Annotated in this window: 12 protein-coding genes; 7 read left to right on the top strand and 5 right to left on the bottom strand. The window is 40.1% G+C overall.

The features are described from left to right. Together BUC20_RS23910 and serC are read right to left on the bottom strand one after the other, a co-directional pair. A complete protein-coding gene (locus tag BUC20_RS23910; protein ID WP_073233805.1) occupies positions 1–861 on the bottom strand; it encodes a sigma-70 family RNA polymerase sigma factor in 861 nt (286 codons plus the stop codon). Next, complete coding sequence (gene serC / locus BUC20_RS23915) at positions 858–1973, bottom strand: 3-phosphoserine/phosphohydroxythreonine transaminase (protein WP_234994586.1); 1116 nt, start codon at positions 1971–1973, stop codon at positions 858–860. The genes BUC20_RS23910 and serC overlap by 4 nt, the downstream gene beginning before the upstream one ends. Before the next feature lie 305 nt (positions 1974–2278). On the opposite strand from serC, the gene BUC20_RS23920 reads away from it, so the two are divergent. Further along, the gene (locus tag BUC20_RS23920; RefSeq protein ID WP_069378149.1) at positions 2279–2740 is read left to right on the top strand and encodes an Lrp/AsnC family transcriptional regulator; all 462 of its coding nucleotides are present in this window, start codon (positions 2279–2281) and stop codon (positions 2738–2740) included. An 11-nt stretch (positions 2741–2751) separates the two neighbouring features. Here BUC20_RS23920 and BUC20_RS23925 read toward each other — a convergent pair whose 3' ends face one another. Further along, positions 2752–3120: a VOC family protein gene (locus tag BUC20_RS23925; protein WP_073233807.1), complete on the bottom strand. Its 369-nt coding sequence runs from the start codon at positions 3118–3120 to the stop codon at positions 2752–2754. Between the two features lie 179 nt (positions 3121–3299). Between BUC20_RS23925 and BUC20_RS23930 the strand changes: the two genes are divergently transcribed. Both BUC20_RS23930 and BUC20_RS23935 read left to right on the top strand, forming a co-directional pair. Further along, positions 3300–4445, top strand: a complete 1146-nt coding sequence (locus BUC20_RS23930; RefSeq protein ID WP_073233809.1) for a PepSY-associated TM helix domain-containing protein — start codon at positions 3300–3302, stop codon at positions 4443–4445. A gap of 99 nt (positions 4446–4544) precedes the next feature. After that, entirely contained in the window at positions 4545–5519 is a 975-nt protein-coding gene (locus BUC20_RS23935; protein WP_073233811.1) for a GlxA family transcriptional regulator, read from the top strand. On the opposite strand, the gene BUC20_RS23940 is transcribed toward BUC20_RS23935, so the two are convergent. After that, positions 5500–6924, bottom strand: coding sequence for a PepSY-associated TM helix domain-containing protein (locus BUC20_RS23940; RefSeq protein ID WP_073233813.1), 1425 nt, complete (start codon positions 6922–6924; stop codon positions 5500–5502). The genes BUC20_RS23935 and BUC20_RS23940 overlap by 20 nt on opposite strands. A 304-nt stretch (positions 6925–7228) precedes the next feature. Here BUC20_RS23940 and rpsA point away from each other — a divergent pair, with 304 nt between their 5' ends. After that, a complete protein-coding gene (gene rpsA, locus BUC20_RS23945) occupies positions 7229–9163 on the top strand; it encodes a 30S ribosomal protein S1 (RefSeq protein ID WP_073233816.1) in 1935 nt (644 codons plus the stop codon). Positions 9164–9254: 91 nt separating this feature from the next. Beyond that, on the top strand, positions 9255–10865 hold the full coding sequence (locus BUC20_RS23950) for a beta-N-acetylhexosaminidase (protein ID WP_073233819.1): 1611 nt from the start codon (positions 9255–9257) through the stop codon (positions 10863–10865). A gap of 85 nt (positions 10866–10950) precedes the next feature. On the opposite strand, the gene BUC20_RS23955 is transcribed toward BUC20_RS23950, so the two are convergent. Continuing rightward, positions 10951–11358: a thiol-disulfide oxidoreductase DCC family protein gene (locus BUC20_RS23955; protein WP_073233821.1), complete on the bottom strand. Its 408-nt coding sequence runs from the start codon at positions 11356–11358 to the stop codon at positions 10951–10953. 210 nt (positions 11359–11568) lie between these two features. Here BUC20_RS23955 and pyrR point away from each other — a divergent pair, with 210 nt between their 5' ends. Together pyrR and BUC20_RS23965 are read left to right on the top strand one after the other, a co-directional pair. Next, on the top strand, positions 11569–12117 hold the full coding sequence (gene pyrR / locus BUC20_RS23960) for a bifunctional pyr operon transcriptional regulator/uracil phosphoribosyltransferase PyrR (RefSeq protein ID WP_073233824.1): 549 nt from the start codon (positions 11569–11571) through the stop codon (positions 12115–12117). Position 12118: 1 nt separating this feature from the next. Beyond that, positions 12119–13051, top strand: a complete 933-nt coding sequence (locus BUC20_RS23965; protein ID WP_073233827.1) for an aspartate carbamoyltransferase catalytic subunit — start codon at positions 12119–12121, stop codon at positions 13049–13051. The last annotated feature ends 51 nt before the right edge of the window (positions 13052–13102 follow it).

The following is a 13102-nucleotide window of genomic DNA, read 5'->3' on the forward strand; positions in this document are numbered from 1 at the left end:
TTAAAAGTATTCTGCCAGGTAAGGGGTTCTGCAATTCTGTCTCAGGGTTTTCAGGGCCCTGTCTTTTAGCTGGCGGATTCTTTCTTTGCTCAGATTGAATACTTCGACCATATCGTCAAGGGTTAATGCGGTATGGTTATCCAGGCCAAAGAAAAGGGTGATGATCCATTTTTCCCGTTCCGGTAAAACACCCAGTGTTCTGTTCAAATCTTCACTTAGAGACTCCGTGATCATCAAGGCATCGGTATTCGGCACATTGTCGTTGGCCAGGGTATCCATCAGGGTAAAACCACTTTCTTCATTGGTGGTCATATCCAGGGAGTAGGATAATGGAGCGCTGGACAGGTAATCGGCTACTTTCTCCTGAGAAAGTTCAGTAGCGGCAGAAAGCTCTTCATAGGTAGGCAATCTTTCCAGCTGTTGTTCCAAAAGATCTGCAGCTTTATTGATTTTAATAATTCCCAGCACCTGGTTCCCAGGAAGTCTGATCATCCTTTTCTGGTCGGCAAGGGCTTGCATGATGCTTTGGCGGATCCACCAAACTGCAAAAGAAATGAATTTAAACCCTTTGGTATCGTCAAAACGATGGGCAGCTTTGATGAGGCCCAGATTTCCCTCACTGATCAGGTCTGCCAATTGCAAACCCCTGTTCTGGTATTTTTTTGCTACTGAAACGACAAAACGTAAATTGGTTTTCACCAGTTTATCCAATGCAGCGGTATCTCCTTTTTTGATTCTTTTGGCCAGGCTTAATTCCTCTTCAATGGTAAGGAGGTCTATTCTTCCAATGTCTGTCAGATATTTATCAATGGAATCGGTATCTCTGTTGGTAATGGATTGTGCAATTTTTAATTGTCTCATACGGACTCATTTAGTGCTAATTCTACTTGTTGATTCGCTTTTACATTTTCGAAGTCACTCATACAGTTTACCAGGATTTCCACACTTGAAATTGGTAATGCATTATATAACGATGCTCTGAACCCTCCTACTGACCGGTATCCTTTTACACCAACCACACCTCTTTTGGAAGCGAAGTCCAGAAATTCCTGCTCCAGGGATTCGTCATACATTTTAAAGGTCACATTCATTCTTGATCTGTGCGCAGGATCAGCAAGTCCATAAAACAAGGAATTGCGGTCTATCTCCTGATATAATAGTATGGCTTTGGCAATATTTTCTGTTTCAATGGCTGATACGCCACCTTTTTCTTTCAACCATCTTAAGTTTAACATAGCCACATAGATGGAGAATACCGGAGGGGTATTAAACAGGGAACCATTGTCTCTGTAGATGCGGTAGTCTGACATAGAAGGAACCTGGCGTTGTATGCGCTCCAACAGGCTGTTTTTAACCACAACAAGGGTCATTCCTGCCGGCCCCATGTTTTTCTGTGCACCTGCATAGATCAGGTCAAAATCAGCAACATTAACCGTTCTGCTAAAAATATCAGATGACATATCGCAAATCACCGGAACAGTAGTTGCCGGAAAGCTGAACATCTCCGTCCCTTCGATGGTATTATTAGAGGTATAATGGAAATAGGCGGAATCTTCAGGAATCTGATATCCCAGAGGGATATAGTTATAACCTTTATCTTTTGAGGAAGCAACAATGTCTACCTGGCCAAATAACAACGCCTCTTTAATCGCTTTTTGCGAAAAGTAACCACAATCCAGATAGGCTGCCTTTTTATCCTGATGCAGGAAATTCATCGCCAGCATAGAGAACTGTGTACTTGCCCCTCCTTGCAAAAAGAGAATGCTGTAACCTTCCGGTACCTGTAGTAATTCCTTTACCAGGTCCTGAGTTTCCTGCATCACAGCTTCGAACTCCGGAGTACGGTGTGAAATCTCCAGGATGCTGAGGCCAATGCCATTAAAATTCCTGACTGCATCTGCTGCCTGATCTAAAACTTTAGCTGGCAGAATACAAGGCCCGGCTCCGAAATTGTGTTTGATAATTGTTGTCATTAGTTACAGTTGATTGCACCAAAGTTCGGAAGGTCAAAACAGATATCTAATTTTTCAACTACATTCAGCAAATTTTTCTGTTTTGACTGCTTTATACCATACAATTTTTGGGTAACAATTATTATCTCTCTGCTTAGCAAAATATAATTTCCCTACTTTCCTATTTTTTAGGGAGTTAAGGTATTATATACACTATGCTTATTTCGGGAGGGCATAAATGTTTCATAAAAAATAAATAATACTATATTTGACCGAAATAGCGTTATAAAAAGAATACACTAAGCTGTAATTTCATTTTCTAAACAATGTCTAAATTAGATCCCACACATCTTGGAATTTTACGCCTCTTACAAGAGGATGCCCGAATGACTCATAAGGAGTTGGCAAGAAGGTTGAGAAAAAGTGTTTCTCCGATTTTTGAAAGGGTAAAATGGCTGGAACAGAATGGCTATATTAAAGGCTATACTGCATTGGTAGATTTGCAGAAAAGCAGCAATAGCATCATTTCTTATACCCATATCCAGATGAATGACCATTCTGAAGAAGCCTTAAGTGCTTTTCAAAGAGAGGTTGTTCTTTTTGAAGATGTCAGGGAGTGTTATTACATCACCGGAAATTTTGATTTTATCCTGAAAATTGTATCTCCGGATATGAAGGGCTACAATGATTTTCTACGTGGGCAATTGTCTAAACTGCCCAATGTGGGCAGCGTACAGAGCTTTCTGGTTTTATCAGAAGAAAAAAGGGATACCACTTACAAGATATAAGTCACTGGCAGCTACTCTTCCATTAAAGCGAGGTAAGCACCTGCAGGATCCTGAATTACAATGTATTTTTGTTTCCCCATGAGTGCCGGCCCCAGCACCACTTTACCTCCGGAAGCATTGCACTTCTCTACGCAGGCATCGACATCTTCTACAATGACATAATTTAACCATTGAGAAGGGAAATCCGACAGGGCTCCTCTTTTATGGCAGATACCAGCAACCACTTCATTGTCTGAGGTACTGATGATGTTATAATCGTCATAGCTTCCCTGACTGACGGCAGAGAAGGTCCATCCTACTACTTCAGTATAAAAATCTTTTACTTTTTCAGCATGTTCTACGGTCAGGTCCTGCCATAGTATTTTTCCCGTTTTGCTCATGTTTGATGGTTAACTGAGCTGAAGATCTAAAAAATTGTCAGGTATTTAAACATTAGGTTTTCGATGTTGAAAAAAATCTGTTTTAAGAACAGTAGAATTATTCCAATTTATTTTGCGGATAAAGGATCAGTTGCTTTCTTTGTAGCTAACTAGATTTAATCCAAATAAAATTCAGCTCATTGAATAAGAAGAAAAACAGGTTCAAATACTGGATCGGACAAATACACCTATGGCTGGGATTGATTTCCGGAATTTTCGTATGTTTCTTAGGCATCACGGGCTGTATCCTTGCATTTGAACGTGAGATAGAAAACATCAGTCAGCCTTATCGTTTTACCTCCGTACAAAAGGCAGCGCTTTTGCCTCCTTCGCAACTTAAACAAATTGCAGACCGTTTATTACCGGGAAAGCATGCCCATAGCGTCGGTTATCAGACAGGCAAATCCGCACAGGTGGTTTATTATGCCGCAGAACCTGAATATTACTGGATTGTTTTCTTAAATCCCTATACCGGAGAAGTCTTAAAGGTAAAAAATATGGATGACGACTTTTTCCGGGTGGTCATCATGGGGCATTATTATTTGTGGTTACCACCAAATATCGGTCAGCCTGTCCTGGCCAGCGCCACTTTAATGTTTCTCTTTTTGTTGATTTCAGGCTTATTCTTGTGGTGGCCTAAAAATGCTGCTGCCAGTAAGAAAAGATTTTCCATAAAATTCAATGCAAAATGGAAAAGAGTTAATTATGATTTACACAATGTTTTAGGCTTTTACATGACCTGGATTCTGATCTTTATCGCCGTCTCCGGATTGGTAATGGGCTTCCAATGGTTTGCAGGTTCCGTTTACTGGATTTCTTCCGGCGGGAAAAGCATAAAACCTTTTGCAGAAACTTATTCAGATACTACAGCAGTAAAGTCCAGTATTCACAAACAACCAGTTATTGATATCCTATGGACAAGAACAATGGCAGGTTTGCCTGATTACACCGGAGGAGTAGAAGTTCATGTACCTGAGAATGATAAACTGGCCATTGAGGTCGCCATTAACCCGGATACCGATACTTACTGGAAGGCTGATTACCTTTATTATGACCAAAATACCCTCAAAGAGATCCCTGTAGATCATATCTTCGGAAAGCTGGCCAATGCAAGTGTGGCGGACCGGATTTCCAGAATGAATTATGACATTCATATTGGCGCTATCGCTGGCCTGACAGGTAAGATCATGGCATTCTTTGCCAGCCTGATTGCGGCAAGCTTACCCATTACCGGCTTTATCATCTGGTGGGGCAGGAAAAAGAAAAAAGCAAAAACACCAGCCTAGCCAACAGATAAACAGACACTTAGTATTGATTAAAAACAAAGTAAAGAGGGGTATTTGAGACAAATTTTCTTAAATTGCATCCTCTAGACTTCTAATGATATGATACAGGTAGCTTTATTATTAACCAACAAATACCGTTTGCTCAGCGTAGCAGCAATATTGGATGTGTTTGATACAGTGAACAGTTATTATGAAAACAATGGAGAAGAACCCTTCTTTAAGATTAACCTGATCCGTAATGGAAATTCGGCTTATGAGGGTGCTTCATTTGAAAAATATGATTCTCTTTCTTTAAACGAATCCGGACAGCAAGATCTGGTTTTAATTCCCGCATTTGATGGAAAAGACCTTAGTTCTTCTATCCATAACAACCTGGAGTTTTTGCCATGGATGCAACAGCAATATAAAAAAGGAGCAGAACTGGCCAGCTTTTGTACAGGAGCCTTTTTATTGGCTGCCAGTGGATTATTAAATGGCAAAAGTGCCACAACTCATGTCAATGCGAGCGATGCCTTTGCCTCAAATTTCCCGGATGTCTACTTCAAACCGGATAAGGTAGTGACCGTTGACCAGGGAATCTATACCAGCGGAGGCGCAACAAGCAGCTTCCACCTTATGCTGACCCTCATTCACAATTATTGTAACCGCGACCTGGCTGTCCATATTGCGAAGATTTTTGCGATAGATATGAACAGGGAACAGCAAAGTTATTTCGGAACTTTCCATCCTGTTAAGGATCATGGTGATGAACTGGTTGCCAAAACACAGGTATGCATTGAAAATGCGTATAAGGAGGCTGTTACTATTGAGGATATTTTACAACAGATCCCATCCAGCAGACGCAATATCGTACGTCGTTTTAAACAGGCTACGGGAAATACACTGATTGAATATTTACAGAAAACCAGAATAGAGGCAGCCAAGAAGCTATTGGAGCAAACCAATTTCAGCATTTTGGAGATCATGCTCCATTCTGGATATAATGATTTGAAGACCTTCCGTCAGCTTTTCAAGAAAAACTCCGGAATGACCCCTAAAGATTATCGGGATAAGTTTAAGCCGAAAGCTGCATAGCAGGTTTTTGTTTTACTTTTTTCTTTTTCTTCTTCAATTTATTTAACCAGATTAAAGTTCCGGTAACGGGTAAACTCGTGGCGATCAGACAGGCCAGAAAATAAATGATTTTTGTAAACATGCCATATACATCACCAAGGTGCAATGCTTTTATAGAGCCTGAGATGCGCTCGTTAAATGGCTTATCCTTAAATACATCTATTTTAAGTACGCCCGCGGTGTATTGATCTAACAGTAATTTATCTCCCGCTGAAGGTGCAAAAAAGCCAACCTTATTTTTTGTGATGGCAATTGCAGAGATGGAGTCCTTAGCCAGGCTAATGCTGTAATCTCCGGGATAAGGTAAAACCGCATCCGCTTTTTTCAGGTATTCAGCGATACTCAAAGGAGCAGCATTTCCAGCGCCAGCCTTGATCACCGAGACAGGGTCTTTAGGTGGCTCGAAGCCTTCCGGCTGATAAGTACCTAATGTTTTACGTAAAGCCTCCCGATACCAGGGGAATGACCATTGAGGTCCGGTGATGCCCATCAGAAATAAAAAGATACAGGCATAAAAACCCAGGCTATTGTGCAGGTCATGGTTTGTTCTTTTCCAGCTCCCTGTCCATTTAATCTTCAGGCCCTGTTTCCAGGATTTCAACTTTTGAGGGAACCAGATGACCATTCCTGTGATCACCCCAAGGGTGAAAAGAATCGTTGCCGCACCGGAAATGTAACTTCCCAGTTTTCTGTTTTCCAACTCTCCAAAAATTGGTTTTTCAATTTTATCCAACAGCAACCACCTGTGCAGACTGAACATGGTCTTCATAAAAGACGCGGCTGTACTTTTTGTTTCTGAGATATTGCCAATGACAACTCCCGTATAAGGATTCACCGCAAAAGCAGATGGGCGTTTTTCTTCGGAAGGTTTATCTTTTCCACCTTTGCCTTTTTCGCCTTTCCCCTTTTCAGTTTTACCTTTTTCGTCTTTTCCTTTTTCGCTTTTGCTTATTTCTTCTTTATTTCTCTGCCCTTCTTTAGCCAGATCATTTACCAGTGTTTTATTTTTATCATCAAGTGCTGTTTTCCCCTCTCCTTTCTTTTTTTCTTCTTTCATTTTAACCATGAACTGATAAGTACGGTTAGGGTCAGCTGGAATTCTTACTGAAACTACTTTTCCACCTGTATTGCTTTTAACCTTTGCAATCAATTCTTCTATTGGCAAAGCCACAGCACCTGCAGTACGTTCTACTTTATACAATTCCGGAGTGGCCATTTCCTTCACCTCAGTGTTAAATACATAGAGTGTCCCGCTGAGACAAACTAAAATCACAATAATACCACTGGCTAGTCCCAGCCATAAATGGATATCATTAAAAAGTTTACGTGTGATTTGCCAGGCAGATCTTGGTGCTGAATATTTCATTTAGGCCTTGTGTTTTTTGCAAAATTAGCATAATTCCTGAAGTATTAAGAACTAGTCTAAATACCCTTGAATTATTTATTGTGTTTTACCTTATTTATCTCAGCTTATCTGCCCGATAAGACCAAAATTCTAACCTTGGGATTTAACCCCGAATTTCATCATCTTTTGTTCCCGATCGCCTGACAATCCCCTGTTTTATCTACAATCTGTTCTAAATCAACAACATTTATCACAAAATCCTTTTCTTTAAAATAATTAATTTCTATCTTTGCCGTCCCTCACGGGAAAAGGAGATTAAATTTTAATGGCTAAAAAACAAGTAGCAGAAAAAGAACTAGAGGCTAAAAAAGCCGAATTACAAGGTGCAGACGCTCGTCTGACCGAGAAAGAAACCATTGAGTCAGAAGCTGATTCAGTGTCGATCGAACAGATCAAATCATCATTAGCTACCCCTGATCAAGATTTTGACTGGGATGCAGATGACAAAGTTTTCGGAAAATATTCTGATGAAGACCGTAAAAAGTTTGAAGACATGTATACCGATACTTTCAATCAAATCAACCAAGGTGAAATCATCAGCGGTATTGTTGTGTCAATCAACAATAAAGACGTAGTATTAAACGTAGGATTTAAATCTGACGGATTAGTATCTACTTCTGAATTCCGTGATACACCTGACTTGAAAATTGGTGATACAGTTGACGTATTCGTTGAAGCTCCGGAAGATGCGAACGGTCAGTTGATTTTATCTCGTAAAAGAGCAAAAACCCAAAGATCATGGGAGTCTATCAATGAGGCTCTTGACAATGACAGAATCATCAACGGATTTGTTAAAAGCCGTACTAAAGGTGGTCTTATCGTTGACATCATGGGTGTTGAAGCTTTCTTACCTGGTTCACAAATCGACATCAAACCTATCCGCGATTACGATGTATACGTGGGTAAAACAATGGAATTCAAAGTTGTTAAGATCAACCATGAGTTTAAAAACGTAGTAGTTTCTCATAAAATCTTAATCGAAGACGATTTAGAAAGCCAAAAAGTTGAAATCGTATCTAAACTTGAAAAAGGACAGGTATTAGAAGGAACAGTTAAAAACATTACTGATTTCGGTGTATTCATCGATTTAGGTGGAGTTGACGGTTTACTTCACATCACTGATATTTCTTGGGGCCGCATAGAGCATCCAAAAGAAGTATTGAGCTTAGATGAGAAAATCAACGTGGTAGTTCTTGACTTTGATGATGAGAAAAAACGTATTGCATTAGGTTTAAAACAATTGACTCCACACCCTTGGGAATCTTTGGATACTAACTTAGCTGTTGGATCTAAAGTTAAAGGTAAAATTGTTACTGTTGCTGATTACGGTGCGTTCTTAGAAATCATTCCTGGTGTTGAAGGTTTAATTCACGTATCAGAAATGTCTTGGTCACAAAACTTACGCAGCCCACAAGAATTCTTGAAAGTTAGCGATGAAATCGAAGCTGAAGTATTAACTTTAGACAGAGACGAACGCAAAATGAGCTTAGGTATTAAGCAATTAACTCAAGATCCTTGGCAAAATGTTGCTGAAAGATATCCTATCGGAAGCAAACATACTGCAGTAGTTAAAAACATGACTAACTTCGGTGTATTCGTAGAAATTGAAGAAGGTATTGATGGATTAATCCATATCTCTGATCTTTCTTGGTCTAAAAAAGTTAACCATCCTAACGAATTCACTAAAGTAGGTGATACATTAGACGTAGTTGTTCTTGAATTAGATGTTGAGAGCCGTAAATTAAGCTTAGGTCACAAACAATTAGAAGAAAACCCTTGGGATACTTTTGAAACTATCTTCACGTTAGATTCAATCCACCAGGGAACTGTTGTTAAAGTAACTGATAAAGGTGCTGTTATTGCTTTACCATATGGTGTAGAAGGTTTCGTACCAACTAAACACATGGCTAAAGAAGACGGAACTACAATCAAAGCTGAAGAAACCAATGACTTCAAAATCATTGAGTTTAACAAAGATGCTAAACGTATCGTTGTTTCTCATGCCCGTATCTGGGAAGAGGCTAAAGCTGAAGCTGTTGCTGAAGAAAGAGCTACTAAGAAAAAAGAAGCTAAAGCATCAAGTAGTGCAGTTAAGAAAGTTAAAGATTCAGTTGAGAAATCAACTCTTGGCGATCTAGGTGTACTTGCTCAATTAAAAGAGCAGATGGAAGGTGAAGAAAGCAAAAACAAAGCTAAATAATCTTCAAAGCTGAATATATTAAAGGCATCCCAATCGGGATGCCTTTTTTTTTGTTACTTTGTTTTGTAAAACCAATACCCCCATTCATTTTATGAGAATCTTAATCAGCATCATCAGTACCCTGCTGTTGTTCCAGATCAGTTATGCACAACTCCCCTCGCTCATTCCTCAACCTGTGGAGATGAAAGCAGGAAAAGCAACGGAGAATTTCACACTTGTCAATGGCAGTACCGTAGTATTCACCAGCGATAACAGCTTAAAGCCTTCGGCAGATTTTCTGATTAATCACCTTAAAAAGTATTATAATATTGACCTTAAGACCAGCAATATCGCTGATGGCAACAGAAAGAATGCGATCAGCTTTGTTCTTGATAAAACTGTAAACCAGTATCCGGAGCAATATGTAATGGAGGTTTTCAGTAAAACGACAACCATCCGTTCGGCTTCTGCTGTTGGCATATTTTATGGTGTCCAGACCTTGATTCAATTGCTGCCACCAAGTGCCAAACCATTTCCTTTGCAGTTTCAGGCAGTCAGCATTACCGACTACCCCCGCTTTGCTTACCGCGGGATGCACCTGGATGTCAGCAGGCATTTCTTTGATGTCAGCTTTGTTAAAAAATACATTGATTACCTCGCCATGCATAAGCTCAATTATTTCCACTGGCACCTGACAGACGACCATGGCTGGCGTATAGAAATTAAAAAGCATCCAAAGTTAACGGCTATTGGTGCCTGGAGAGATGGAACCATTATCGGTCTTTATCCGGGAACGGGAAATGATGGCATCCGATATGGTGGTTACTATACCCAGGAGGAAGTGAAAGAAGTGATCAGGTATGCGGCAGAAAGGTACATCACCATCATTCCGGAAATAGAAATGCCCGGACACAGTATGGCCGTTCTTGCAGCTTATCCGGAATTGAGCACCACCCCAAAGCTGCCAAAGAAAGTTGCAGAAACATGGGGTATTTTCAATAAATTCAACAATGTGTTACTTCCTTCAGAACAGACCTTCAGCTTTCTGGAAGAAGTCCTGACAGAAGTGATGGAGCTCTTCCCCTCTCCTTACATTCATATCGGTGGAGACGAGTGTTCAAAAATCTGGTGGAAGCAATCTGCCTTTTCACAACAACTGATTAAGGAGAAAGGACTTAAAAATGAAACCGGACTTCAAAGTTATTTTATCCATAGGATAGAAAAGTTTGTGAACAGCAAAGGAAAAACCATTATTGGCTGGGACGAAATCTTAGATGGTGGCCTGGCTCCCAATGCAGTCGTGATGAGCTGGCGGGGAGAAAAAGGAGGAATTGCAGCAGCGAAACAAAAACATAAAGTCATCATGACTCCCGAGAATTTCATGTACTTTAACCATGCACAGTTTTTAAAAGACGACTCCCTGACAGCCGCGAAATTTTTACCCTTGGCAAACGTATATAATTATGAGCCTGTACCTGCTGAGCTGAGCCCTGCCGAAGGGAAATACATCTGGGGAGCACAAGGCAACCTGTGGTCTGAATACATCAGCAATCCTGCTAAAGCAGAGTATATGTTATTCCCAAGACTGGATGCTTTAAGCGAAGTACTATGGAGCCCGAAAACGAAGCGCAATTTTAATAACTTTCAACAAAGGTTAAAACAGCAACTCAAAAGGTATGATCAGATGGGCATAAAATACAGCAAAAGATATTGGGAAAATTAAGCTTTTTAAAAACCCGTTGCTTATCGTCTAAATCGTTTCTTATCATTTAAATAGCTTCTTATCTTCTAAACCGTTGTTTATAGACTTAAAGAAACTTCTTTTTCAATTCTGGGGAAGGAACCATACAACTCTCTCTCTTTCCCCAGATTCTGTACCTGTTTTTAGAGATCAGCTGATAGATAAAATCTCTGATGAATGCAGGAATAATAATAAAACCGTATAATATCGGCCATCCCCCACTCAAGCGCCGGGCAATCCGGAGTGCCGCAGTAGAGCGGAGGTAAATCTTCCCGTTCTCCAAAAGAATAATTGTTTTCAAATCTTCTGCTTTGAAATTAAAACCGGCCAGTTTCTCCTTAGCGATTTCACTTTGCAAAGCTCCGAAACGAAAATAATCTTTGTGGTCTCTTTTAATCGCGAACTGCACAGAATGATTACATAAATTGCAAACCCCGTCAAAAAAAATCAAGCCATGTGTGCGATCTTCATTCATTAGATTATTTTCTCTTAATATCCCCCGATATTGGATATATACAAATATAATTTTTTAAATCCAGAGCTTCAATCTATAGTTTTATAAATAAGACAGTTAAAAGTTTTATCTCTTTTAAAATCAATGCAATTGAAAAATCAACAGGAATAATTCCACATTCAGCTTTACGGAATTGAAACATTTTCCTATATTTGGCCAATCCTTTAGTCAATGCAAAAGAGAACCCTGCTAGACGGTCAAAAATTCCAGATCACAATTAAGAGACTTTGTCATCAATTAATTGAGAACCATACCGATTTTTCAAATACTGTTTTAATTGGCATTCAGCCGAGAGGCAGTTATTTTGCCGATAGAGTACAGACCGAACTCTCCCAAATCCTTAAGAAAAACACCATCAAAAAAGGCAATTTAGACATTACCTTTTTCCGTGATGATTTCAGAAGGAAGGACGGAATCGTTTCTGCAAACAGCAATACCATAGATTTTATTATCGAGGGCAAGAACGTAATCCTGATTGATGATGTACTCTGGACCGGACGTACCATACGCGCCGCTATGGATGCATTACTCGCTTACGGAAGGCCGGAAAGAGTAGAATTGATGGTCTTGATCGACAGGCGTTTTTCAAGGCATCTGCCTATAGAACCCGATTATATCGGCCAGCAGGTAGACAGCTTAAACTCACAACAGGTAAGGGTAAGCTGGAAAGAAACAGAAGGAGAAGACAAAGTAATCTTAATATCAGAAAGCAATAAATAACATGGCAGTAGAAAAATTATCAACCCGACATCTTTTAGGTATCAAAGATATTAACCGAAATGATATCGAATTGATCTTAGAAACTGCAGATAATTTTAAAGATGTGATCAACAGGCCCATTAAAAAAGTGCCTTCCCTGAGAGACATCACCATTGCCAATATCTTCTTTGAGAATTCTACCCGTACCAAGCTTTCCTTTGAGCTTGCAGAAAAGAGACTTTCTGCTGATACAATCAATTTTGCTGCTTCCTCCTCTTCAGTGAGCAAGGGAGAAACCCTGATTGATACGGTAAACAATATCCTGGCCATGAAAGTGGATATGGTGGTGATGAGACACCCCTATGCCGGCGCTGGTCAGTTCCTGAGCAAACACATTAATGCACAGATCGTAAACGCAGGAGATGGCGCACACGAACATCCTACACAAGCCCTTTTAGATGCCTTCTCTATCCGCCAGAAACTGGGAGATGTAGCCGGTAAAAAAGTGGTGATTGTAGGTGATATTTTACACTCCAGGGTAGCCATATCCAACATCCTGTGCCTGCAAAAGTTAGGTGCAGAAGTGATGGTATGCGGCCCTACTACCTTGATTCCTAAACACATCGAAAGTCTGGGTGTAAAGGTAGAACACAACCTGATTAAAGCTTTGAACTGGTGTGATGTAGCCAATATGCTGCGCATCCAGCTGGAAAGACAAGATATCAAATACTTTCCCTCCCTTAGGGAATACGCCATGATGTACGGCTTGAACAAGCAGATCCTGGACAACCTGGATAAAGAGATCATTGTAATGCATCCAGGCCCGATTAACCGTGGTGTGGAGATCACCAGTGATGTGGCCGACAGTAAACAATCCATCATCCTTGAACAGGTGGAAAATGGTGTTGCAGTGAGAATGGCGGTACTTTATCTGCTGGCCTCTCAAAGAGATTAAAAAACCAAAAAGTTTTTTATACCAATCTCGTTTTCTTTTCGTTAAACCAGT

It is taken from the genome of Pedobacter caeni (assembly GCF_900129215.1).
In the GTDB taxonomy this organism is placed as follows: domain Bacteria; phylum Bacteroidota; class Bacteroidia; order Sphingobacteriales; family Sphingobacteriaceae; genus Pedobacter; species Pedobacter caeni.

Coding starts and splice junctions, on each gene's coding strand:
- BUC20_RS23910 (WP_073233805.1), bottom strand. CDS start 861: ATGAGACAATTAAAAATTGCACAATCCATTACCAACAGAGATACCGAT.
- serC (WP_234994586.1), bottom strand. CDS start 1,973: ATGACAACAATTATCAAACACAATTTCGGAGCCGGGCCTTGTATTCTG.
- BUC20_RS23920 (WP_069378149.1), top strand. CDS start 2,279: ATGTCTAAATTAGATCCCACACATCTTGGAATTTTACGCCTCTTACAA.
- BUC20_RS23925 (WP_073233807.1), bottom strand. CDS start 3,120: ATGAGCAAAACGGGAAAAATACTATGGCAGGACCTGACCGTAGAACAT.
- BUC20_RS23935 (WP_073233811.1), top strand. CDS start 4,545: ATGATACAGGTAGCTTTATTATTAACCAACAAATACCGTTTGCTCAGC.
- BUC20_RS23940 (WP_073233813.1), bottom strand. CDS start 6,924: ATGAAATATTCAGCACCAAGATCTGCCTGGCAAATCACACGTAAACTT.
- rpsA (WP_073233816.1), top strand. CDS start 7,229: ATGGCTAAAAAACAAGTAGCAGAAAAAGAACTAGAGGCTAAAAAAGCC.
- BUC20_RS23950 (WP_073233819.1), top strand. CDS start 9,255: ATGAGAATCTTAATCAGCATCATCAGTACCCTGCTGTTGTTCCAGATC.
- BUC20_RS23955 (WP_073233821.1), bottom strand. CDS start 11,358: ATGAATGAAGATCGCACACATGGCTTGATTTTTTTTGACGGGGTTTGC.
- pyrR (WP_073233824.1), top strand. CDS start 11,569: ATGCAAAAGAGAACCCTGCTAGACGGTCAAAAATTCCAGATCACAATT.
- BUC20_RS23965 (WP_073233827.1), top strand. CDS start 12,119: ATGGCAGTAGAAAAATTATCAACCCGACATCTTTTAGGTATCAAAGAT.